The organism is Devosia sp. FJ2-5-3, from assembly GCF_029201545.1.
Classification (GTDB): Bacteria; Pseudomonadota; Alphaproteobacteria; order Rhizobiales; family Devosiaceae; genus Devosia.
In genome coordinates this window covers 1,603,300-1,627,496 of the sequence record NZ_CP104007.1, presented here as the reverse complement: position 1 = coordinate 1,627,496, position 24,197 = coordinate 1,603,300, and the positions used below count along the sequence as shown (strand labels likewise).

Below are 24,197 nucleotides of genomic sequence, written 5' to 3'. Positions count from 1 at the left end.
TCGCTATCGTGCCTCTGATACCGATTTCTGCAACCGAACGATTTCCCGCACGAGGAGGGACAGATCCTCTCGCCTTGTCCGGTGATTGGCGATGGCGACGCGGAGACAATGCCGCCCCCTGATCGTTGTATCCGAAAGCATTGCGATGCCCTCCTCCTGAAGGCGCAGCATGATCTCGACGTTGATCGCCTTCGTGACGGCGGGGTCGCCGCCTTCTGCACGGACGGAAAAGCAGACGATATTGATACTTGTCGGCGTCAGTCGTTCGAGGCTCGGCTCGGCATCGATGAGATCGCTCAGGAAATGCGCCTGGGCGATGTTCTGGTCGATCATCCGCCCGAACTTGTCGATGCCGTGCTCCTTGATAGACATCCAGACTTTCAGCGCCCGGAAGGCGCGGGTGGTCTGCAGGCTATATTCATGTAGCCAGGGCGCCGCGGCCAGACCGCGGGGCGATTGCTCGAGATATTCCGGGGTCACGGCGAAGGTGCCGTGATGGGCGCCTGGATCGCGGATCAATGCGCACCCGACTTCGAACGGCGCGTGCAGCCATTTGTGCGGATCAAGCGCAATGGAATCGGCGCGCTCGATGCCAGCGACGAGGCGCCCGTTATCGGGAGCGATAGCGATCAAAGCCCCAATGCATCCGTCGACGTGAAGCCATAAATCCTCCTCCGCCGCCACCGCCGCAAGGCCGGGCAGATCATCGATGGCACCGGAATTGACCGTTCCCGCCGTTCCGATGATGCAGGCCGGACGAAGCCCGTTGGCCCGATCCTCCGCAATCGCCAGACGAAGCGCCTTGATGTCAATGCGCAGATCGGCATCGCTGGGAATGCGCCTCAAGGCCTGATTTCCGAGGCCCAGCGCCTCCATGGCCTTGCGGTGGCAGGAATGGACCTGATCGGAAGCATAGAACCGCAATTTCTGCGGGATCGCCGCCACGCCCTGTTCACGCACATCCACGCCCGCCTTGACGTTGCGGGCGACCGTGAGACCAATGAAATTGGCCATCGAGCCACCGCTCTCGAGCGTGCCACTGGCGCTGGCGGGGAAGCCCAGCATCTGCTTGCACCAGCCGACCACCTGCTGGTCGAGCAGGGCGGCGGCATGATTGCCACCGCCGAGGTTGGAGCCCTGCACCGCCGCGAGGAAATCGGCCAGCGCGCCGGTGAAATTGGACGATCCCATGTACCACGACCAGAACCGCGGATGGATGTTGCCCATGGGATAGGGCATCAGGTTCTCGGTGACCGAGCGATAGACGTCGGGCAGCGACGAGGGACCATGCGGCACCGGCTCGGCAAAAATATTCCGAACCGTGGCGGGCATGGCCTGCCACGGCTTTCGCTCGCGCAGTGTGCGCAGATAGCGCACCGCATCGGCCACGATCTGCTGGGAGAGGGCTTCCGTTTCGCCCCAGTCTTCGGGGTCCAGCGTTTCCTCCCGCGGTGCCGGGGCGTCCATCAGGCTGGCTCCAAATGGTAGCCGGGAGTGGACTGGGACAGCGCCATTTCCTCCGCATCCATCTCCGCCTCGATCGCCTCGAACAGGGGCGTCGTCATGTAGCGCTCGCCCGTATCGGGAAGCATGCACAGGATGACCGAGCCGGCGGGTGCTCGCTCCGCCACCTGATGGGCGACGGCAAAGGTCGCGCCGCCGGAAATACCGGTCAGTATGCCCTCCTTCTGCGCCAGCAGTCGTGCCCAGACCATGCCATCGGGACCAGCAACCGGGATCAGCTCGTCATAGCCCTTGGTGTCGACCGCTTCCTGCAACACGAGGGGGATGAAATCCGGCGTCCAGCCCTGGATGGGGTGCGGCGTGAAGGCAGGGTGGCTGACGCTGGGCGCGCCCTGCGGGCTGCGCTCCTGGGAGTGCCCGCTCCCCAGCAATTGCGCATTGGCCGGTTCGCTGAGCACAATACGGGTCTCGGGGCGCTCCCGCCGCAGGACGCGGGCAAGGCCGGCCACCGTACCGCCTGTGCCGTAGCCCGTAACCACGTAATCCAGCCGCGACCCTGCGAAATCATTGATGATTTCCCGGGCTGTAGTGGCTTCGTGAATGTCCGCATTGGCGGTGGTTTCGAACTGCCGAGCGAGAAACCAGCCATTGGTTTCAGCAAGTTCGACAGCCTTGTTGTACATGCCGAGGCCCTTCTGGGCGCGCGGCGTCAACACGACCTTGGCACCCAGCATGCGCATCAGCTTGCGGCGCTCGATGGAGAAGCTGTCCGCCATGGTCACCACCAGGGGATATCCCTTCTGGGCGCAGACCATTGCCAGGCCGATGCCGGTATTTCCGCTCGTCGCCTCAACGACCGTCTGTCCGGGCTTTAACGCCCCACTCCGTTCCGCCTCCTCGATGATGTTGAGGGCAAGGCGGTCCTTCACCGAGCCGGCCGGATTGAAGAACTCGGCTTTCACGTAAAGCGTAACACCGGGCACGCCCAGATTGTTGATCCGGACAGCCGGCGTGTCGCCCACTGTTTCAAGAATGCTGTCAAAAAGCCGCCCCCGCCCCTTAGTGGTTCGTGTGCTTGAATTCTGCATGAGACATCTCCCTTTTGCGCTGCCGGACCTGGCCGGATGCACGCCAATGGATTCAATGCTATGATGATCTCGAGCCGACTATCGTGGGAGAAACCGTGGAAACGCGCGTGGAATCCTCTACCTCGGACTGGGCGAGCCGGGGCAAGGGCATGGCGATTGCGATGCTCGGCCCACTGGTCGCATGGCGCGATGGTGTGCCTGTCGTTTTGCCTCCGTCCCGCAAGGCGCGCGCGCTGCTGGCCTACATCGCTCTGGCGCCACGCCCCGTGAGCCGCTCTCACCTCTGCGAGTTGCTCTGGGACGTGCCCGATGATCCGCGCGGAGAGCTTCGCTGGTGCCTCAGCAAGCTCAGGGGGCTGCTCAACGAGCCGGGCGCTGATCGTGTGCGCACGGAGGGTGACCATGTCTGGCTCGAGCTGACCGACTGCTCGATCGATATTGCCAGGCTCGAGGCGGCGAACGCGGCGCCGGACGCCATGACCTATCCGGAATTGTCGGCACTCTGGCGCGGACAATTCCTGGATGGCCTGACGCTCGATCGTGCACCCGCCTTTCAAGCCTGGGTCGAAGCAATGCGGCGGCGATCCCTCGGAAATTATGTCGCATTGCTGCAGCGGGCGATCGAAACTGGTGACGACCATGAGCATCGCCGGAGCTGCATCGAACGCTGGGTCGAACTGTCGCCCTATGACGAGCGGCCACACCTGCTGTTACTGGACAGCCTGCGTCGGGGCGGACAAATCATCGCGGCGGAGACGCATCTGCGCACGGCGATCGCCCTGTTCCGCTCCGAAGAACTGGACCCTGCAGGACTTCAATCGGCATGGGAAAGCATGCGGGGCGCTGCGCGAATGCCTGCATCCCTCATATTGCCCGATCCCGACGGCCCCGGTGTAGGTGTCCCTGAACCGCGCCAGAGGGCCTCTCTGGCGGTGATGCCGTTTGCCGAGGAAGTGAGACAAGGTTCTCGCGGCGGCCTGGCGGATGCGCTGACACAGGATATCATCACGCGACTGGCCAAAATGCATACGCTGTTCGTCATTGCGCGAGGCTCGATCTATGCGCTGGCGGAGGCGGGCCTTTCCGCGGCGGAGGCGGCAAAAAAGCTCAAGGTCGACTATTTCACCAGCGGTTCGACGAGCCTCAAGGCAAAGGGGCTGAGCCTGACCATCGAGTTGATTGAGGTCAGGTCCGGACGCATCGTCTGGAGCGAGCGTTTCGAGCGACGCGCCGACGATGCGATAACGCTGCTCGATGAACTTGGTGACCGCATCGTTGCATCAATCGCGAGCGAGATCGAAACCGTGGAGCGGAACCTGGCCGTGCTGAAGCCGGCAAGCTCGCTCAGCGCCTGGGAAGCCTATCATCGTGGGCTCTGGCACATGTACCGCTTCACCAAAGATGAGAACGAACTGGCGCAGCACTTCTTTCAGCACTCGGTCGACCTTGATCCGACCTTCGCCAGGGCTCATGCGGGGCTGTCGTTCACCCATTGGCAGAGTGCGTTCCAGCATTGGGGCAACAAGGAGCGAGACCGCGATCTCGCCTACGCAGCGGCAGGGCAAGGGCTCATTGCCGACCATCGCGATCCGGCCGCGCACTGGGCGATGGGACGAGCGCTCTGGATGCGGGGGGATATCGATCAGTCGCTGGTGGAATTGGAACAGGCCGTAGAGCTCAGCCCCAACTTCGCCCTTGGGCATTATGCCCTGTCCTTCGTACAGTCCCAATCGGGCGACCCGAAGGCGGCGATCGCTGCGGCGGACCATTCACGCAACCTCAGTCCCTTCGATCCGCTGCTGTTCGGCATGCTGGGTGCCCGGGCCATGGCGCATGTCCGGCTGGGTCAGTTCGAGGAGGCTGCCGACTGGGCACTCAAGGCCGCGGCACGGCCCAATGCGCACCCCACGATCCTGGCCATAGCGGCCCATTGCCTGGCGCTGGCAGGGCGAACCGAAGAAGCCCGGACGATGATGGGAACCATCCGCGCTGTGATGCCCGGATACGGGATCGGGGATTTCATCGACACATTTCGCTTCGCACCAGAAGCCGAAGCGCATTTCCGGCGCGCGGCCCGCCTTATTGAGACGGGTGCCGCCTAGTGTCGTCGGACGTCAGCGGCACTCAGAACCAAACGTCCTTTTCTACCCTTGGCGCCAGTTTGCAGCGCGGCAAGAAATGGCGTGAACGCTAGGGCGCAGTGACGTTCAAATGCCCTGGGGTCCGATAAAAGAAATCATCGCCGCGCCTTTCATGGATGATGGCCTCGATGTCTGCCAGCGACAGGTTCTCCTGCTCCGCCAGCCTGGTCTCAACGTCGCTCAACACCCTTAGAAAGGATGCGGAGCCATAATCGTCGTCTCGGAAGAGCGTAATCGAGGGCATCGGACTTTCGGAGGTGCCGCTCGCGTCGAAAACGCAGTTCGGACCACACGACTCGCCGAGCACGAGGCTCGTCCATTTGGGGCCGCCCAGATAGACGGCGGCATACATGATCTTGGCCTTGACCATGGGGACCCCCAACGCAAGCAGGGCGTCGTAGAACATCCTGTGCGTCTCGCGCCAGCCTCGCACGTGATTTTCGTCGTAGCAGTAATGGTCATGGACGACAGCGGCGAGCAGATACTCGTCGCTGTATGGCTCGCCGATCAGCCTCTGAGCCCAGTCCGGGATGGTGGCGCCATCCGTCAGGCCGGTTTGAATTCCGGGGCCCGCGTCCGGATCGCGCTTGCCCGCTTTCCAGCGCAGATTGGACGGATCGGTAAAGATGATATCATTGCGCAGGTAGCATTGCCGCCGGGCCTGGCAACCCTCCGGATAGAGGTCGAGCACACCCTCGAAGGCCGCCGTGACCGGCTGGTCCGCGAGAGCGTAAATGGCACTAAATGTCTCGAGATCGCACGGCGCCAGATAGGAGCGTTGCCCGATCGGCTGGCCGGGTGGCACCGTTTCTATGGTGACCAAATTGGCCGGATCCCTGGAAAAGGCATAGGCGGAATAGTGCATGATCGAATCGTAGCAATAGGGTCCGACTTCCTCGTAGGTGGTCGGATCGGGTTCGAAATTCCCTTCCCTCCCCGGCAAGATGTTCTGCGAAAACACCACGACATATTCCGCCCGGTCCACCCGCGCCTGTTCGTGTTGGAGCCCAAGGGCATGCCCGATTTCATGGATGACATTGCCGACCTTGCAATCCTCGGACAGCGTCAGGGGCTGTGGGCCGCCGACCATTCCCACGTAGGAACTGCAGCCATCGCCGGGAACGAAGACAATCTGGTTCTCTGAGGACGAATTCGCCTCCTCGAAGACCACACCGGCCTCCGACCGCCATGTCTGCATGGCGCTGAAGACGCGTGCCTGATCGGGAAGATCTGGGTCGATGCTGTATCTTACCACCGCATTTGGCCACCGGAACTCCCTGCCCCGGATTGCCAGGCCGAACAGATGTTCATCGCCGAGATCCATCAGACCGACGCCCTGAGGCAGGTTGAGGACACTGGCGAGCGGCCCGAAAATGATGTCTCCCTGATAGAGCGCATTTCCGCGGGAGTCTGCGCTGAGATCAAGATTGGCAATCGTGCCATCGACGGTCAGCGATATATTCCCTACATTCGGTCCTGCCCCGTATTCCGGTGCAGCGGCGTCTTGTCCGACCGAAAGCGATGGCAGAAGGGCAAATATCAGGCTAGCTGCGACAAGCGTCCTAGTCCGTTCCATTTCCCGGCGTCCTCATGATGATGTCGCGCGCGTCCTTGACCGCGATAACGACGTTGCCCGAACTGGTCGACATCCCCAGATTGTTGTTCGGGATCTGGTTGCAATCCATGCTTTGCAGCGTTCGGTGCCGCAGATAGTAGATGACTGAATCCTTGCCATTGCGAGGCTCCGGCAGCCGAGCGAATTTCAGCAGGACGGCATCGGGTGCAAGACCGGGAACCGTGCACAATGTGCGCGGGTTCACCTGTCCCAGATTGCCGCGAACCAGCGTGCCGTCGGAGAGTTCCACCAGGTCCTCGTAGACAGAAACAGCCTTGATGGGGTTGAGAAGCCGACCGTCCGTCACTCCAGACAGGCCTGCAACCAGATCTGCAGATGCAAGCAAGCGCGTCCGAACCCAAATCGGCGACTGGCGATCGCTCGGCATGAGAGAGGCAACGATAGCCGCCACGTAGGAAACGATCGGCGCAGAGAAGGATGTCCCGGCGAACCTGGCCGCGACATATTCCTGTCCAGCCACATCGGGCATCCATGAAGCAATGGCACAGCCGGGCGCGGCGATTGCGACATAGTCATCCGAGAAGTTGGAGAACCAGGCCCGGCCCACGCCATCATAGGAGGCCACAGTGATCAAATTGGGAGCCGAGCTCTCATCGCTGAACAATTGCGGGTATAAATTGGTGACAACGAGATCCACCCCACCGCTGTCATAGTTCAGATTGTTGTTGCCGGCGGCCACGACAAAGAGTTTTTGCGCGTAAGGTCCCAGGAAACGCGCGAATTCATCCATGCTGCGTTTATCAGTGGTTGCAAAGCTCAGGTTGAAGATCTGGGCCTCGCTGTCGATCGCGTCGTACAGCTTGATCAGATCCACTTGCGGCACGACCACTCCCTCGATCGTCAATTCCCTATAGATGCGGCGCGGCGTTATGCTGATGTCCAGTCCGAGTGCGTTGGTCAGACCCCACAAGTCCGGTCCGCCGATGGCGACGCCGGCAACCGCGGTGCCATGCGCACGGCGCTCACCAAGCGACGCGCTCGCCTCCTCCACTTCCAGGCTTTGGCCTGACAGGTTGAGAGCACCGCGTTCGAATGCCCCCATCTTGCTGACGGGCACAAACCCTGAATCAATCACCGCTATCTGCACATCGTTGCTATTTTGGCCCGAGCGGAAGCCAAGGAGCCTCGACCGCGCAATCGCTGCCGCGAAGGCATCCTCGAACGCGTCGGTGCCCCAGTTCTTATAGGTGGCATTATCGCACCGGCTATTGGCCACCGCGCTGATACCCTGGGTCTCGAGGAGCGTGATCTCAACCGGTACGTCGCTTTCAATTTCGTCGAGCCGACCACTGACCAACGCAACTGGATCGTCGGCCCCTTCGGGTAGGCGGCCCGGGTCGATGACGATCTGTACCGGCTGCGAACGGAATTGGGGAACCAGGGCAATGTCACCCGGCGCGAGGGCAGCGCCCGGCAGCACCCGGGGATTTGGGTCCAGCCACTGAATCTCGTCCGTAAACATTTTGCCTTCAGCGGAGGACGGTGATTTGGCAGGGATGTTGGCCCACCGCTCAGATGTAAGATCGGGTTGATTTGAGTATTTGTCGAGCGCCCCTGACAGCGCTGCTTCCATGTCCCGCGCAAACCGGGGCCTCCCGGCTTCGGCATAGGTCTCCGCTATCACCGAGGTGACCATCGCCGGGTCAGATCCGGCTTGCACCAGTTCATTGGCCGCCAGAAAGGCATCGAAGGCTGCCTCGTCCTCCGGTTTGTCGTTCGACAACCAGCGTTGGCTCCTCTGGTTGAGATAGTCATGAATTTGCGTGCGATCACCGACGTCGAATTCGCCAAGACTATCGGGCGGGGCGACGTTGCCTGTCGCGGCAATCACGTCCTCCGGCGATCGCTGCACGAGCCGGTCATTCCCGAAGGCTACGCTGCCGGCGCTGTCGGCGGTAAAATAGTCGAAGAACGTGGTCTCCGGGAGCGCCAGCTTCGGCACCAGCGCACTCTTCGGCTCCGGCAAACAGGGTGGGACTGCGAGCGTGGAGCCCGATAGCCCCTCTATTGACCCGTCCTCGGCGACCGCCATTCCGTCCGCTTCGAGGGCCCGGCCGAAGAGGTCGAGATTGCTCGGACTGGCTTGCCCGCATGCCTCGATGACATAGTCCGCCAAGCGCTGGCCGGGGACGACGTCGAGGTGGCTGCGCGCACCATATTGGGCAATGAAGTCGACAAATTCCGGCGAGAACGCACCGCTCTGATAATTGAGCGAAATGACTATCCCGTTCGGCGCCTCGCCTTGCCCATGCGCAAGCCCTGCCGAGCCAATAGGGAAAAGCAGCGACAGGGCAAGAAGTCTCAGGCCTTTCACGAGGTTCATTGCCAGTTTCTCCGGTCGAGGCGCGGCAATCGTTGACGATGGGCTTGGATTTTTTCGCGTTGAGCGCCGAGTGGAAGGTGGGGCTCACGCTCCACCGACCCGGTTTTTTGGGGGATGACGGCCGTCAGTGTTTCCGCTGCAGGGCTGGACCGGTAGCATTGACGATCTGGTCGATCAGGTGAGGCGGCATGCTGGCGGCTGGATCATCGTGACCATTGGAAAGCACCGCGCCCTTGCTCAGTTCGCCAACGATCGTTGGAAGAGCCGACGCGACCACCCGGGCGACGGCACCCCAGAACTTGTCGTCGCCGGTGTCGAGGCCTTTGGTCATGTCGAAGCCCTTGCCGAGCTGGCCTTCGTCGAGGGCCACGCGCGACAGAATCTGGGGAAGGCAACGGTCCATCACGATGCCATAGGCTCTCCAGAACTTCTCTTCGCCGCCGAAATCCTTTTGAGGTTCGTATCCGCCCTTGCTGAGCGCCTCGATGACCACCGGTATCGCCGAGGCCAAAGTGCTGGCGAGCGCACCCCAGAACTTCTCTTCACCTCCACCGAAATCCTTCTGGGGTTCGTATCCGCCCTTGCGTAGCGCCTGCACGACCGCTGGAAGGGCCGTGGCGACGACGCTGGCCAGTGCTCCCCAGAATTTCTCCTGATTTTCGGGAGCCGTTTCAAAGCCCTTGGGCGGAGCGGCACCCTGTTTGCTCAGGGCCTGAACGACGGCCGGCAATGCGGCCGAAACGACGCTGGCGATGGCGCCCCAAAACTTCTCTTCGCCGCCGAAATCCTTCTGGGGTTCGATGCCAGACTTGGTTACTTCGCGGATGATCGTGGGCAGGGTTGTGGCCACGACACGGGCCAGTGCCCCCCAGAACTTGTCCTGACTGCCACCGAAATCCTTGGCAGGCGCGAAACCCTGCTTGCTCAGCGCCTGTATCACGGCCGGCAGGGCCGAGCCGACGATCCCCAAAATAGCTCCGAAGAATTTATCCTGTCCGCCGGGCGCTGACTGGAAATCCTTCTCGGTTACATATCCGCCCTTACTGAGGGCGTCGATGACGGTCGGCAAAGTCGAGACGACAAGGCTCGCTATGGCGCCCCAGAACTTGTCGTCGCCCTGTGGGGACATCGTTCCGGAGGAAGTGGAGGTATCAATTGCGGGTTGCATGGCCTTATTCCCTTGCAAGCTACTGATTGCTGCCTGGATCGCCTGGAGGATCGGATCGCTCGTGTCGCCAGTCCCGATCGATGGGCTGGAGACGCTCGCGCCGTCCAGGAGGAGGAAGGAACGCGATCCCAGCGCAGCAGGCTGAGCCGGTTCCATGAGCACTGGAGTTTGACGGAAGCCGAGGGTCTTGAGTGAAGCTCCAACGCTCTCCATCAGGCTGGCATTCGAGACCCCGGAGCCCAAACTATTGAGCTGGTTCAATAATACGAATGTAAACGCCGACTTACCGTCGGTCTTTGCGGTGGACGCCGAGGCGGTTTCGTCTTCCAGACACGCCGACAGCAGAAGTCCGTTCATCGCCAGCTGTCCGGCTTCGTCGAAGCTCTTCGTCGGTTGGTTGCCGAACCTTTTTTCCACGGCGGATTGGGAGTTCTTCGCGGCACCGAAGGGCCTGTAGCGGAGCCTTCGAACGGTTCCGGGAGCATCGAAACTCGCAACCTTGGCCATCGACTTGGGCGGGACCTTGAGCACCTTGGTCTGAGCAATTTCAACAGTTTGCCCATCGAGCACGACGACCTTGTAGAGGCCGCCGGAATGACAGCTGTCGGACACGAGCGTAAAGACCCCCGGCGCAAGCGATTGGGTCTTGGCAGTCAGATCGTCGTCGAAGAGGAACTCGTCATAAAGACAGAGCACCTCGTCCAGATCTTGCCCCCTCTGGGCCTGGTATCCGTGCCCCGAGAAGTAGAAGACCAGGCGGTCGTCTGAACTGCCTTTTTCAAATAGCCAGTCCAGCCCGCTCTCGACGTTACTGAGGGTTGCCTGGCTATTTTCGAGCCGCCGGATTTCGTCGAATCCATAAATCGACTGCATCACTCCGGCGAAGGCATTTGCGTCGTTGACGCAGCTCGGAAGATTGTTGGCGGGATTAGGGTATTCATCCAGCGCCACGACTAGGGCTCTGCGTTTGGGCATGGTGCTCCCTTTCCGGTTCCAGTGAAGGCACAAGCACGGGCAAGGTCTCTCAGTCCCTGCGAACTGGGCTGACTCTGTCGAATGTCACTGGTCGCAATCGGTCGGTGTCGTGTCGCCCATGCCGAATTCTTCTGAACCCGGGCCGTTGGGCGCGGACTTCAGAACGCGTTTGGTATCAAATACCTGCGACCTGCGTGATAAGGGGCGATACTACGCCTTGTCGGACTTGAAGAGACAACCTGCCCGTTCTAGGTAGCCAACAGCATCCATATGACTACCGGATCAAGGGTTGATAGCCCATAAAATCCAGAGGCTTAGCTCGTTTTGATAATAGCCTCGAACGACCCTGCCCCAGCCTCTGTCGGTGCTTCTTTCCCTCCCCGCATACCGTCACCGCGGCCTCTTGGTGCTATCGATGCAGTGGGCGACGCGGCGCTTTCTTGACAAATGCGGGGCGAGCGGGGCTCTACTCCCCCATGCAACAAGCCGCCCCTATTCTCTCCGTCCACGCAGTATCCCGCCGCTTCGGCAAGGTCGCCGCGCTCGACAAGGTTTCGCTCGACATCAAGCAGGCGGAGATCGTTTGTCTCGTCGGCCATTCTGGATGCGGGAAATCAACGCTGCTGCGTGTCATCGCCGGTATCGAGGATATTGACGGCGGCCGCGTGGTGCTGGACGGCGAACAGGTGTGTGGCGACGGCGTTTTTGTCGAGCCCGAGCACCGCAGCGTCGGCTTCATGCTGCAGGATTATGCGCTTTTCCCGCATATGACCGCCCGCCAGAATATCGGCTTCGGCTTGAAAAAACTGAGCCGGGGCGAAGCGGCGATAAGGGTCGAAGACATAATCGAGCGTTTGGGACTTGCGCCGCTCGCCAACCGTTATCCGCATATGCTTTCCGGTGGGGAGCAGCAGCGAATTGCCCTGGCGCGAACCCTTGCACCACGCCCAAGCATCTTGCTGATGGACGAGCCCTTTTCCAATCTCGATCGGGGATTGCGGGATGACATCAGGGCGGAAACGCTGTCCCTGTTGCGGGGGTTAGGCACCACCGCAATCGTCGTTACCCACGATCCCGAAGAGGCGCTCGCGATCGGCGACAAGGTCGTGTTGATGCATCGGGGGGCCGTCATCGAAGCGGGCACCGGCGAAGCCATCTACGGAGCGCCGCACACCGCCTATGCCGCGGGCTTCTTCTCGCAGGTCAACCACATACCGGCCCAGCGAAAGGGCGACTGGCTGGAGACCCCTCTCGGCCGCATCTCCGCCCCTGCCCTGCCCGGACCTGTCGATGTCTTCGTTCGTCCGCGCGCCCTGACTATGAGCGCTGACGGCGTCCCGGCGCGGATTCTCTCGCGCAAACTGCTCGGTGAGATCGAGGAATGGAACTTTGAACTCGAGGGATTGGCCCGTCCACTGGTGATGCGAACTACGGCTCGGCTTGACGTCGCACCCGGCGCGATCGTCAGGATCAGCATGGATCCGAGCGACTTCATCGTCATCCCAACGGGCAAACAGCCGCAAGTATAGATAAAATAGTCCTGCTCCTTCAATAGGTTAGAACCATTCTAATCTATGTCAATATTACTTGACTTGAATAGTCAGGCATGAGTTAAGCGCCGTCATGGGCGCGAAAACAGGCCTCCGCTGCCCTTGATGCTTTGCACCAAGAGGAGACTATCCATGACCAAACTTGCAGGAATTTTGAGCGCCACCAGTTTTCTGGTGCTGGGCTGTGCCGTTCCGGCCCTTGCCCAGGAGGTCAACATCTACACCACGCGCGAGCCTGGGTTGATCCAGCCCATTCTCGACGCCTTCACAGCCGAAACCGGCGTCAAGGTGAACACGGTTTTCCTGCAGGATGGACTCATCGAGCGTGTCTCGGCTGAAGGCGAAAGCTCCCCCGCCGATATCTTGATGACGGTCGATTTCGGTGCCCTGATCGATCTCGTCAATGCCGGCCTCACTCAGCCTGTCGACTCCGAAGTTCTGGAGACAACCGTTCCCGAGGCCTTGCGCGATCCCGATGGTAACTGGTTTGCCCTGTCGGGCCGCGCACGCGTGGTCTACGCCGCCAAGGACCTCGACCTCGACGCCATTACCTATGAACAGCTTGCCGACGAGCAATGGCGCGATCGCCTCTGCATCCGCTCGGGCCAGCATCCCTATAACACCGCAATGATCGCGGCCTACATCGCCAAGCATGGCGAGGAGGAAGCCCGCACCTGGCTCGAAGGCCTCAAGGCCAACCAGGCTCGCGTCGCCGCTGGCGGTGACCGTGATGGCGCGCGCGACATCGCCGCCGGCATTTGTGATATTGCTGTCGCCAATTCCTATTACTATGGCCTGATGAGCAGTGGCGCCGGTGGCGACGAGCAGAAGGCCTGGTCCGATGCGATCAAGGTGATCCTGCCCACGTTCGAAAATGGCGGCACGCTGGTCAATATTTCCGGCGCCGGCGTTGCCGCGCACGCCCCCCATCGCGACGAAGCCGTGCAATTGCTCGAATACCTCGTCTCCGGGCCGGCCCAGAAGCTCTACGCCGAGGCCAATTTCGAATATCCAGTCAATGCGACCGCCGAAATTCATCCGATCATCGCCGGCATTGGCACATTGACCCCCGACACCCTCCCGCTGACGGAAGTCCTTCCGCATCGCACCCGCGCCAGCGAACTGGTCGACGAAGTCAATTTCGACACCTTCGAGTAAGTGGAAGGGCGGCGGGTTCGCCCGCCGCTGCCGACCCCATGAACCAGCTCGCCATCGGACGCGCTTCGCGTCGGTCGCGCATCACGATCAGCCCCTGGACCGCGTTGGCCTGTGCCGCCGCGGCCCTCGCGCTTTTGCCGATCATCACCATTGCGCTGACGGCCTTCGCCGACACCGGCGCCCTCTGGGGCCATGTGCTGGTCCATGTACTGCCCCAATCGGCCTGGAACACTGGGGTCCTGCTGGTCGGAACCGGGATCATCGCCACCTGCGTCGGCACGGGCGCAGCCTGGATCGTTTCGGCCTATGACTTCCGGGGCCGCGGCGTGCTCGAATGGGCCCTGCTGCTTCCGCTGGCGGTGCCGACCTACATCATGGCCTATGCCTATCTCGATATTCTGAGCCCACTCGGCCCGGTACAGGGGGCGGTGCGGTATGTCCTCGGCTATTCGAGCCCACGCCAGTTTCGCCTGCCCGACATCCGTTCGATGTGGGGCGCGATCCTCGTCTTCGGCTTCGTCCTCTACCCCTATGTGTATCTGACCGCCCGGGCGATGTTCCTGACCCAGGCTGCCAATCTGGTGGAGGTATCGCGCACGCTGGGCGTCAGCCGTAACGCCGTTTTCTGGCGTGTCGCCCTGCCCCTGGCGCGCCCGGCCATTGCGGTCGGCGTGTCTCTGGTGCTGATGGAAGTGCTCAATGACGTCGGGGCAGCCCAATTCCTGGGCATCCGCACCATGACGGCCTCCATCTATACAACGTGGATCGTCCGCACCGATCTGGCAGGAGCGGCGCAGATCGCAATGGCCATGCTGGTCATTGTCATTGCGCTTCTGGTGATGGAGCGCTGGGCGCGTCGAAACCAGCGCTTTGCCTCGAATGCGCAGCGAGCCCGGCCCATGGTGCCGGAGCGGCTGGTCGGGCTGAAGGCGTTTATTGCGCTGGGGCTGGGCCTGACGCCGATTCTGATCGGCTTTGCCGGCCCGGCACTCTACCTCATCGTTGCGGCCATCAGGCGGCTCGAATTCGCTGGGCTTTCATCGACGCTGGTTCGCGCCACGCTCAACACGATCAGCGTTTCCGCGATCGCCATGCTGGTTGTGCTGGTGCTCGGTTTCGCCACCGCCTATGCCGGACGGCTCCGGCCCGGCCGGATGAGCGCCGCCCTGTCTCGTATTGCAACCTTGGGCTATGCCGTTCCCGGGACCGTGCTGGCAATCGGCATCCTCGTGCCTGTGGCGGCGTTCGACCGAAGCCTCGATGGCTTCGTTCGGCAGGCCATGGGCTGGTCGACGGGTCTTTTGCTCCTCGGCTCGGGTGCGGCGCTGGTCTATGCCTATACGGCGCGCTTCCTCGCCATTTCCACCGGCGGCATCGAGGCCGGCCTCAGCCGCATTCCGCCGTCCTTCGATCATGCGTCGCGAACGCTGGGGCAAAGCGCCACCGGCACCATGCTCCATATCCATCTGCCGCTATCGCGCACGGCAATCGTGGCCGCGGGCCTGCTGGTGTTCGTCGACTGCATGAAGGAACTGCCGGCAACCTTGTTGCTGCGGCCGCTCAATTTCGAAACGCTGGCGACCCTGCTCTATGGCGAAGCGGCCCGCGGGACCTATGAAGATGCCGCGCTGGCGGCACTGATCCTCGTATTGGTCGGCATCCTCCCCGTGATCCTGCTGGCCCGCACCGGCAGGGCCGCCGGCGTGGCGCGGCCCGCCCATGATGCAGGGGACCACACCCATCGTCGAACCCTCACTGCCGACAGCGCGTGACGGCTCAGGCGTTGGCGCCGAGATGTCGGCCGAAAAAGGCGAGCACGGCCTCCCGCATGCGCGGCGTTTCTCGGTGTCCAATCCCGGGCTCGCTGACTTTTTCGAGCATGTCGGGATTGGCGGTGTAGGCGGGGACGAGCTCCGACCAGGCGCGCGCAACGGCTTCGGGGGGCGTAAGGCTATCCGCCTCGCCGATACAGACCAGTTGCGGACGCGGCGCGATCAAGGCTGCGATCGCACCGCAATCGGCCTCCTTGAGCAGGCCGGGCACCGTGAGATAGATGCCGTGCCCGTCATGTGCACCGAGTTCGATCATGGTGCGGAAATCGGCAAAGCAGCAGAGATGGGCGACGGCCGCTATTCGCGGGTCGAGCGCCGCCAGCCAATAGCTGAGCGCACAGCCCATGGAGATGCCGAAGGCGCCGATCCTGTTGGCGTCGACATCGTCACGTCCAGCGAGATAGCTCAGAGCGGCGGCATGGTCGGACAGCATCTGTCCGAACAGTGATTTGCCATGCCACAGCAATGCCTTGGCGGCAAAACTCTCACTCACGCTGGCGCGCTGCCCGAAAATGGGCATATCGATGCAAAGGGTGACGTAGCCCGCGCGCGCGAAGACCGGTCCCAGCGGGTCGAGCAGATACTCCCGGCCATCGAGCAATTCGCTGGCGCCGATGGAATAGCCGCCGCCGTGGGAATGGCCATAAAGGATCGCAGGGCGCGGTGCGCTCTCTCCGACAGGCCGCGTGAGAATGCCGCGCACATCCTCCTCGCCAAGGCGAAAACGGAGATGTTCTATGGTGTAGTCGCCCCTATCCTCAATGCGGCGTGACGCCAGGGTGATCGACGGCTCCTCGAGGCCGACCAGCTCGGCAAAGCGCGATCTCGTGATGGTCATAGTCTTCTCCCCCCTGAAACTCTCCCAGAGCGTAGCCGAGCGATGATCGTGGTGCCATGCCGCCCGGCACGAAGACACAATTGTTTCCCGGCGCCGCTCAAATTCTTCATCGGCACTTGCCGATGAACGCTTCAATGTGCATGTAATTCGTCCCCTGAGTGCTTCCACTGCGTCGAGACCCCATGACCAAGCTTTTCTCCCCCATCGCCCTGCGCGACCTGACCTTGCGCAACCGTAGCGTCGTGGCGCCGATGTGCCAGTATTCGTCGATCGACGGCTTCGCCAATGACTGGCACATGGTCCATCTCGGACGTTTTGCCATGGGCGGGTTCGGGCTGGTGGTCCTGGAGGCGAGTGGTGTCGTGCCTGAGGGCCGCATCACCTATGGCGATCTGGGCATCTGGAAAGACGAGCATATCGCCAATCTGTCCCGCATCGTCGATTTCATCCACAGCCAGGGCGCAGCCGCTGGCATCCAGCTGGCCCATGCCGGGCGCAAGGCATCAACCTCGGTATCCTGGCGCGGGCCGGACGAACTCGCCACCGAGGAGCAGCGCCGCGCCGCGGGCTATGAGCACTGGACGCCCGTTGCGCCGAGCGCAGTGTCGCACGACCCCAATGACAGTGACTTCCAGGTGCCCACCGCGCTCGACAAGTCGGGCATCCAGCGCGTGATCGACGGGTTCGTGGCGGCTGCGCGCCGGGCGGAGACAGCGGGCTTCGACACCATCGAAATCCACGCGGCGCATGGCTATCTGCTCAACCAGTTCCTGTCCCCGCTCGCCAATTTCCGCACCGATGAATATGGCGGCAGCCTCGAAAACCGCATGCGCCTCGTCCTTGAAGTCACCGAGGCAGTGCGTGCGGTCTGGCCTGCCCACAAGCCCCTGCTCGCCCGCCTGTCCGTGAGTGACAATGCCGAGGGCGGCTGGACCGTGGAGGATAGCGTCGTGCTCTCCCGCGCTCTCAAGGCCCTTGGCGTCGACGCCATTGATTGCTCGAGCGGCGGCTTTGCCCAGGGCAAGATTGTCTCGACCGCTGGCTATCAGGTGCCTTTCGCCAAGGCGGTCCGGGACGGAGCGGAGATCCCAACCATGGCGGTCGGGCTCCTGGGTGACATCAACGAGGCCGAACGCATTCTGGTCGACGGCGAAGCCGATTTCATCGCGCTCGCCCGCGGCGCGCTCGACGACCCCAATTGGGCGGCGCATGCGGCTCGCGTGCTGGAGGAGGACTACTCGCTGTGGCCGATCCAGACCCGCCGCGTGCTCGGCCGCGACAAAGTCCTGGGCATTCGCAGCTAGAGCGTTTCGAGCAAGGGGCAAGTGCCATTGCCCCTTGGCCATGACCTAAAGATGAACGTCGCCATCCCATTTTCGCCGTGATGGCGGCGTCTGTTGGGGGCCAATGAAGCGGGAGAATTGCATGGATACCAAGGCCGCCATTCTGGCATTGCTCGCGGCATGGGGGTTCGCGGCAGGGGCCGCAGGGCCCGCCTTTGCGCAGGACACCGAAGAAACCAGCATCGAGCCGGAGGAGCGGGTGAAGAACGCGCCGCTGCTCAACAAGGTCTGGGTGCGCCAGGACGATGACAGCGGCTTGCCCGGCGTCATGCACATCTTCCTCGAAGACGGCACGCTGGTGTCGGACAGCTGCTGGGAGACCTATCGGCTTTCGAGCTGGCAGCAGGTGTCCGAGAGCGCAATCTCCTGGGACGAAGACGGCATGACGATCAATGCCGATATAACCGCACTCTCGGAGACCGAACTGGTGCTCAATCTCAAGCTCGGCGCGGAGGTGCTCGAGCAACGCTTCGCGCCGGCCGCGGTGCCCTATGTCTGCCCGGACATGGTGAAGTAGCCCCGCCCGGCTACATCACCACCTGTGTGCCGATCTCCACCACACGACCGGTGGGAATATGGAAGTATTCGGTGGCGTCGCTCGCATTGCGCGCCAGCCGGATGAAGACCCGATCCTGCCAGAAGCGCAGGAGCCCGGTTTTCTGCCCCAGCTTGAGCGAGCGACGGGAGAGGAAGAAGGAGGTCGACATGATGTCGAACTTCCAGCCGAGCCGCCGCGCCAAGACCAGCGCCTTCGGAATATTGGGCGTTTCCATATAGCCAAAAGTGACGATCACCCGCGAGAACAGCTCGTTATAGGCGTCGATGGTCACCTTTTCGTCGTCCGGCACACGGGGCGAGACTGACGTCCGCACGGTGAGGATGACATTCTGCTCATGCAGCACCTTGTAATGCTTGAGACTATGGAGAAGCGCTGTGGGCGCGCCTTCGATGTCGCTGGTGAGGAAGATGGCGGTACCCGGAACGGTGGTCGGCTTCTTGCGGGCAAGATTGTCGACCAGGAACTGGAGCGGCACCTCGTCACGACGCGTCTTGTCGGATAGGCGGCGGCGGCCTGCCATCCAGCTCCACATGACAAGCGCTACTGCCAGCGCCACCACTGCCGGCACCCAGCCACCCTGAAAGAGCTTTGCAGCATTGGCGGCAAAGAACACCCCATCAATGATGAGGAAGATCAGCCCGAACAACACGACGGCGATGGGAGACCACTTCCAATTGCGCCACATCACCACGACCAGCAGCGCCAGGGTCACGCCCATGACGCCCGACACCGCGATACCATAGGCGTTGGACAGCGCCGCAGAACTGCCGAAGGCGGCGACCAGCACCAGAACGCCGATCATCAACATGGCATTGATCTGGGGCATGTAGATCTGGCCGCTTTGGGTTTCTGACGTGTGCTGAACCACCATGCGGGGCAGCATGTTGAGTGCGATGGCCTGCTGGGCAAGGCTGAACGTGCCGGTGATCACCGCCTGGCTGGCGATGATCGTCGCCATGGTGGCCAGGATGACGAAGGGCAGCAAGGCCCACTCTGGCTGCATCTCGAAGAACGGGCTGCCGACATTCTCGATGCCACGTTCGAGCACATAGGCGCCCTGCCCGAAATAGTTGAGCAGCAGGCAGGGAAACACGAGGCCGAACCACGCCAGGACGATCGGCTTGCGACCAAAATGGCCGAGGTCGACATAAAGCGCCTCCGCACCGGTGACGGCCAAGAAGATCGCGCCCATCACCACAAAGGCAATGCCGAAATGGGAGATGAGAAACTGGACGCCCAGAATTGGATTGAGCGCCGAAAGGACTGCCGGGTAGTCGATGATGTGGAAGAGCCCCGAAATGCCCAGGGTGAGAAACCAGATCGCGGTGATCGGGCCGAAAACTATCGACACTTTGGCCGTGCCGAAGCGCTGCACGGCGAATATGCCCAGGATGATCACGAGGGTGATGGGGACCACCCAGCGCCCCATGCCCGGCGCCACGAGGTCAAGGCCTTCGACGGCGGATAACACTGAAATGGCCGGCGTGATGATGGCGTCGCCGAAGAACAGGGCAGCACCCAAAACGCCGAGGAAGGTGATCCAGGCCGGCGGCTTGGCAAAGGTCTTGCGTGCCAGGGCCATCAGAGACAGCGTGCCACCCTCGCCATTATTGTCGGCCCGGGTGACGAAGAAGACGTATTTGACCGCCACGGTGAGCGTGAGCGCCCAGACAATCAGCGACAGCAGACCCAGGACTTCAAGATGGGACGACGCCACCCCGGGCCGCACATGCATGGCCTGGCGGAAGGCGTAGATCGGGCTGGTGCCGATATCGCCATACACGACACCAATGGCCCCCAGGGTGAGGATTGGCAGATTTGATTTTGCGTGGCTGGCCTGATCGGTCGCTACCGCCCCGGCCGCGGGGCCGAACGTATTGGAGCGCGTCATGAGAAGCGGGGCTCTCTGTTGCTAAGGCGGGCGCCGCTATACACCCGCGCCCGATCACACACAACACCCATAGCATTGTTTGGTTCAAAACCAGCAGGGATCGCTCCTTTCGGAACGACCCCTGCCAGGTAAACGAAGATTTGGAGGTCTTCGAATACTATTATTCGGCGGCCTGAGCGGTCTCAGCTTCGTCTTCGCGGGCGGCCTTGGTTGCCGTGCCCCACCAGATCAGCTGGTCCAGCATGTCCTTGGCCGACGGGCCGATAGCGCCTTCGAGGTCGGCGAGCGTCTTGGTGCCACCGAAGCCCGGGTGCACCGAGAAGAAGTCCGCGCCGGCGATGTGCACAGCCGAACGGGTCGACGCCATCTGCAGTTCGACACCGATGGTGCGCAGGTTTTCAATCGCGCGGGCACCGCCGACCGAACCATAGCCCACAGCGCCGAAGGTCTTCTTGTTCCACTCGACATAGGCCTGATCGATGGCGTTCTTCAGCGCGCCGGTGATGGCACGGTTGTATTCGGCAACGACGAAGATATAGGCGTCGAATTCGCCGATTTTCTTCTGCCAGCGAACGGCTTCCGGGTTCTGGCTTGGAGCCCAGGCGTTCGAGGCGACTTCGTCGAAGAAGGGAAGGTTGAAGTCACGCAGGTCAACGAGCTCTGCCTCGATCTCGGGGCGAGCATTGGCCTTCTCGAGGATCCACTTGGCGGGGAGTTCGCCGAAGCGAGTAGGACGGGTGGACGAGATGATAACGCCGACTTTGAGCTTGGACATTGATTGCCCTCCTTGGTAACAAATCGTAACTGAGGCGATATATGTGCCTGCAGCGGATTTGCTCAAGAGGGCACGCCGGTGTCCTTCAGGGACATGAGTGTCCCATAGGCACATCAGTGTAAGTATCTGCAGTTCGGGGGTTTTCTGACGTTTCTGTGGGTAATGGGGCAGCTGTGGCTGCCGTCAGTCCTGCTTTTAAGACGCAGTGTTCAACCAGATGCAACAATCTCTGGGATTAAAAGTGCTGGGCGTCAGCCGCCCAGCACCTCAATATAGCGGCGCGTCGCCTCGGCGAAACCCATGAGCAGAGCATCCGCGGTAATGCCGTGGCCGATGGACACTTCGGCGACGCCCGGAACCTTGGCCTGGAATGCCTCCAGATTTTCGAGCGTCAGGTCGTGACCGGCATTGACGCCAAGACCGATGGCCAGCGCGGCCGAACAGGTAACCGCAAGGTCTGCCAGTTCGCGCTCGGCGCGCCCGGCGTCATCGTAGCAGGCGCCATAGGGGCCGGTGAACAATTCGATCCGGTCGGCGCCGGTGGCCTTCGCTGCGGCGACGCCGGCAGCGCCAGCGTCCGGATCGCAGAACAGCGAAATGCGGCGCCCGGACCGGCTCAACCGCTGGACGACGTCGCGGAGGAAATTGCCCTGCTCCGCAAAGGGCCAGCCATGGTCCGAGGTCGCCTGAGCCGGATCATCGGGGACGAGCGTCACCTGCTCGGGATTGACTTCATCGACCAGCGCCAGAAAATCTTCGCTGGGATAGCCTTCGATATTGAACTCGGCCTGCGGATAGTCCGCCTTGAGCAAGGCGGACAACTCGAACACGTCGGTCCGCCTTATATGGCGCTCGTCGGGACGGGGATGGATGGTGATGCCGCTCGCACCAGCATCGAGCACAACGCGGGCAATGCCGGTGACGCTGGGCCATGGCAGGTCGCGCCGGTTGCGCAGCTGGGCGACGGCATTGAGGTTCACGGAGAGAAGAGTCATGGCGGGGCCCCGATTTGGTCGGCCCTGCCATACACCAGACTGGGCGTTTCGCCCAATCTATCCTTGCGGTTCGAGGAGAGCCTGCGGCTACATGCTCGCCGGGCCGCGACCGATGGCGGCAAGTCCGGTGCGCACCACTTCGACAAGGCCGAGCGGCGACATCAGGGCGATGAAGCTGTCGATCTTGTCGGGCTTGCCGGTCACTTCAAAAACAAAGCTCTCGACAGTCGCGTCAACGATATGGGCGCGGAACGCGTCGGCGAGGCGCAGGGTTTCGGCGCGATGCTCGCCCGAACCCTTCACCTTGATAAGGGCGAGTTCACGCTCGACGAAATTGCCTTCGGCGGTGAGGTCGTGGACGCGATGGACCGGCACCAGACGCTCGAGCTGAAGCTTGATCTGCACCAGCGTCCTGGGCGTGGCGATGACGACGACGGTGATGCGACTAAGTCGGCGGCCATGTTCGGTCTCGCTGACCGTCAGGCTCTCGATATTGTAGCCGCGAGCCGAGAACAGCCCCACCACGCGGGCGAGGATGCCAGGCTCGTTGTCGACGAGGACCGAGAGCGTGTGCCGTTCGGTTTGCTGGGTTTCCTGGGTCAGGAAATAGGCGGAACCAGTCGGTTGCATGTGTGCGTTCATGTCTAATTACCTCCGCAGCCGGCCTAGACCAGCTGGCGTCCCTTTTCGTCGATGATGTCGCCGATATTGGCCGTATCGGGCAGGATGATTTCGTTGTGCGGCTTGCCCGACGGGATCATCGGCAGGCAGTTTTCGTCCTTTTCGACGATGACGTCGAAGAGCACCGGGCCGTCATAATCGAGCATTTCGGCAATGGCCGCATCGAGCTCCGCTGGATTTTCGCAGCGAATACCCCGCCCCCCATAGGCTTCGGCCAGCTTGACGAAATCGGGCAGCGATTCCGAATAGGAATGCGCATAGCGCGAGCCATGCAGCAGGTCCTGCCACTGGCGAACCATGCCCATGCGCTCATTGTTGAGGATGAAGATCTTGATCGGCAGGCGATATTGAACCGCCGTCGAGAGCTCCTGCATGGTCATCTGCACCGATGCTTCACCGGCAATGTCGATCACCAGCGCATCGGGATGGGCCACCTGCACGCCGACAGCTGCCGGCAGGCCGTAACCCATGGTGCCGAGGCCGCCGGAGGTCATCCAGCGATTGGGCTGGTCGAAGTGGAAGTGCTGGGCTGCCCACATCTGGTGCTGGCCGACCTCGGTGGTGATATACACCTCCTTGCCCTGCTTCTTGGTCGCTTCGTAGAGGCGTTCAATGGCGTATTGCGGCTTGATGGTGGTGTCGGAGTTCTTATAGCCGAGCGAATTGACCGCACGCCACTTTCCGATCTGGCCCCACCATGGCGCGATGGCCTCGGTGCGGGGCTGATTGGTCTTGCTGCGCCAGACGCGGACCATTTCGGCCAGCACGCGCTCGCAATCGCCGATGATCGGCACGTCGACGCGCACGACCTTGTTGATCGAGGACGGGTCGATATCGACATGTATCTTGCGGCTATTGGGCGAGAAGGCGTCGATCCGGCCGGTGATGCGGTCGTCGAAGCGGGCGCCGATATTGATCATGACGTCGCAGTCATGCATCGCCCAATTGGCTTCGTAAGTGCCGTGCATGCCCAGCATGCCCAGCCATTGCGGATTGGACGCAGGGAAAGCGCCGAGGCCCATCAGGGTCGAGGTCACCGGGAAACCGGTCAATGCAGCCAGCTCGCGCAGATGCTCGGAAGCGGCGGGGCCGGCATTGATCACGCCGCCGCCCGTGTAAAACACCGGGCGCTCGGCCTTGAGCATCATGTCGACAGCAGCTTCGATCGCAGCAGCATCGCCATCCACCTGCGGGCGGTAGCTCTGGTGGCGCAGGGTATCGAGGTCGGGCATGTAATATTCGCCAAGCGCGAACTGCACGTCCTTGGGAATATCGATGACCACGGGACCGGGGCGACCGGTAGTGGCGATGAGGAAGGCCTCGTGCATGATGCGCGGCAGGTCTTCGACGCGTTTGACCAGATAATTATACTTGGTGCAGCTGCGGGTGATGCCGACCGTGTCGCATTCCTGGAACGCATCGGACCCGATCAGGGTGGTGGGGACCTGCGCGGTGATGCAGACCAGCGGGATGGAATCCATCAGCGCGTCGGTGAGACCGGTGACGGCATTGGTGGCGCCCGGGCCGGAAGTGACGAGAACAACCCCCGGCTTGCCGGTGGACCGCGCATAGCCTTCGGCCATATGGGTCGCGCCCTGCTCGTGACGCACCAGAATGTGCTTCACCTGATCTTGCTGGAACATGGCGTCGTAGATCGGCAATGCCGCTCCGCCCGGATACCCGAAGATATGTTCAACACCCTGATCCGTCAGCGCCTGGATCACCATCTCTGCGCCGGTCATTTTCTCGGCCATTGCAAGCCCTTCCCTAAAGTCCTGTT

The 24,197-nt window shown here is 61.9% G+C and carries 17 protein-coding genes; 6 read left to right on the top strand and 11 right to left on the bottom strand.

The annotated features are described in order from the left end of the window. Positions 1-3 precede the first annotated feature (3 nt). Both N0P34_RS07760 and N0P34_RS07755 read right to left on the bottom strand, forming a co-directional pair. Positions 4-1,467 (bottom strand): aspartate aminotransferase family protein, encoded by a 1,464-nt coding sequence (locus N0P34_RS07760; RefSeq protein WP_275606442.1) that lies wholly within the window; start codon positions 1,465-1,467, stop codon positions 4-6. Then, positions 1,467-2,552, bottom strand: coding sequence for a PLP-dependent cysteine synthase family protein (locus tag N0P34_RS07755; RefSeq protein ID WP_275606441.1), 1,086 nt, complete (start codon positions 2,550-2,552; stop codon positions 1,467-1,469). Before N0P34_RS07755 ends, N0P34_RS07760 begins: the two co-directional genes overlap by 1 nt. A 107-nt stretch (positions 2,553-2,659) precedes the next feature. Between N0P34_RS07755 and N0P34_RS07750 the strand changes: the two genes are divergently transcribed. Continuing rightward, positions 2,660-4,654: a BTAD domain-containing putative transcriptional regulator gene (locus N0P34_RS07750; protein ID WP_345774455.1), complete on the top strand. Its 1,995-nt coding sequence runs from the start codon at positions 2,660-2,662 to the stop codon at positions 4,652-4,654. Positions 4,655-4,742: 88 nt separating this feature from the next. Here the strand turns inward: N0P34_RS07750 and N0P34_RS07745 are convergent, their stop codons facing one another. From N0P34_RS07745 to N0P34_RS07735, 3 genes are all read right to left on the bottom strand, one after another. Then, positions 4,743-6,269 (bottom strand): M12 family metallopeptidase, encoded by a 1,527-nt coding sequence (locus N0P34_RS07745; RefSeq protein ID WP_275606440.1) that lies wholly within the window; start codon positions 6,267-6,269, stop codon positions 4,743-4,745. Further along, positions 6,256-8,652 (bottom strand): S8/S53 family peptidase, encoded by a 2,397-nt coding sequence (locus tag N0P34_RS07740; RefSeq protein ID WP_275606439.1) that lies wholly within the window; start codon positions 8,650-8,652, stop codon positions 6,256-6,258. The genes N0P34_RS07745 and N0P34_RS07740 overlap by 14 nt, the downstream gene beginning before the upstream one ends. 124 nt (positions 8,653-8,776) lie before the next feature. After that, positions 8,777-10,795: a caspase family protein gene (locus N0P34_RS07735; RefSeq protein ID WP_275606438.1), complete on the bottom strand. Its 2,019-nt coding sequence runs from the start codon at positions 10,793-10,795 to the stop codon at positions 8,777-8,779. A 476-nt stretch (positions 10,796-11,271) separates the two neighbouring features. Here N0P34_RS07735 and N0P34_RS07730 point away from each other — a divergent pair, with 476 nt between their 5' ends. From N0P34_RS07730 to N0P34_RS07720, 3 genes are all read left to right on the top strand, one after another. Next, positions 11,272-12,324 carry an ABC transporter ATP-binding protein gene (locus tag N0P34_RS07730; protein WP_275606437.1) on the top strand — a complete coding sequence of 351 codons (1,053 nt, stop codon included), beginning with the start codon at positions 11,272-11,274 and terminating at the stop codon, positions 12,322-12,324. A 153-nt stretch (positions 12,325-12,477) separates the two neighbouring features. Then, on the top strand, positions 12,478-13,503 hold the full coding sequence (locus N0P34_RS07725) for a Fe(3+) ABC transporter substrate-binding protein (protein ID WP_275606436.1): 1,026 nt from the start codon (positions 12,478-12,480) through the stop codon (positions 13,501-13,503). A 38-nt stretch (positions 13,504-13,541) separates the two neighbouring features. Beyond that, positions 13,542-15,275 (top strand): iron ABC transporter permease, encoded by a 1,734-nt coding sequence (locus N0P34_RS07720; RefSeq protein ID WP_275606435.1) that lies wholly within the window; start codon positions 13,542-13,544, stop codon positions 15,273-15,275. Between the two features lie 4 nt (positions 15,276-15,279). On the opposite strand, the gene N0P34_RS07715 is transcribed toward N0P34_RS07720, so the two are convergent. Next, a complete protein-coding gene (locus N0P34_RS07715; RefSeq protein ID WP_275606434.1) occupies positions 15,280-16,173 on the bottom strand; it encodes an acetylxylan esterase in 894 nt (297 codons plus the stop codon). 182 nt (positions 16,174-16,355) lie between these two features. On the opposite strand from N0P34_RS07715, the gene N0P34_RS07710 reads away from it, so the two are divergent. Both N0P34_RS07710 and N0P34_RS07705 read left to right on the top strand, forming a co-directional pair. Continuing rightward, positions 16,356-17,477 (top strand): NADH:flavin oxidoreductase/NADH oxidase, encoded by a 1,122-nt coding sequence (locus N0P34_RS07710; RefSeq protein ID WP_275606433.1) that lies wholly within the window; start codon positions 16,356-16,358, stop codon positions 17,475-17,477. A gap of 121 nt (positions 17,478-17,598) precedes the next feature. After that, positions 17,599-18,033, top strand: a complete 435-nt coding sequence (locus tag N0P34_RS07705) for a hypothetical protein (RefSeq protein WP_275606432.1) — start codon at positions 17,599-17,601, stop codon at positions 18,031-18,033. A gap of 10 nt (positions 18,034-18,043) precedes the next feature. On the opposite strand, the gene N0P34_RS07700 is transcribed toward N0P34_RS07705, so the two are convergent. From N0P34_RS07700 to N0P34_RS07680, 5 genes are all read right to left on the bottom strand, one after another. Continuing rightward, positions 18,044-19,966 (bottom strand): potassium transporter Kup, encoded by a 1,923-nt coding sequence (locus N0P34_RS07700; protein WP_275606431.1) that lies wholly within the window; start codon positions 19,964-19,966, stop codon positions 18,044-18,046. Between the two features lie 160 nt (positions 19,967-20,126). Further along, a complete protein-coding gene (locus N0P34_RS07695) occupies positions 20,127-20,741 on the bottom strand; it encodes an NAD(P)H-dependent oxidoreductase (RefSeq protein WP_275606430.1) in 615 nt (204 codons plus the stop codon). Positions 20,742-20,992: 251 nt separating this feature from the next. After that, the gene (locus N0P34_RS07690) at positions 20,993-21,736 is read right to left on the bottom strand and encodes a pyridoxine 5'-phosphate synthase (RefSeq protein WP_275606429.1); all 744 of its coding nucleotides are present in this window, start codon (positions 21,734-21,736) and stop codon (positions 20,993-20,995) included. 87 nt (positions 21,737-21,823) lie between these two features. Beyond that, positions 21,824-22,378: an acetolactate synthase small subunit gene (gene ilvN / locus N0P34_RS07685; protein WP_275606428.1), complete on the bottom strand. Its 555-nt coding sequence runs from the start codon at positions 22,376-22,378 to the stop codon at positions 21,824-21,826. Positions 22,379-22,401: 23 nt separating this feature from the next. Beyond that, positions 22,402-24,171 carry an acetolactate synthase 3 large subunit gene (locus N0P34_RS07680; RefSeq protein ID WP_275606427.1) on the bottom strand — a complete coding sequence of 590 codons (1,770 nt, stop codon included), beginning with the start codon at positions 24,169-24,171 and terminating at the stop codon, positions 22,402-22,404. Positions 24,172-24,197 lie beyond the last annotated feature (26 nt).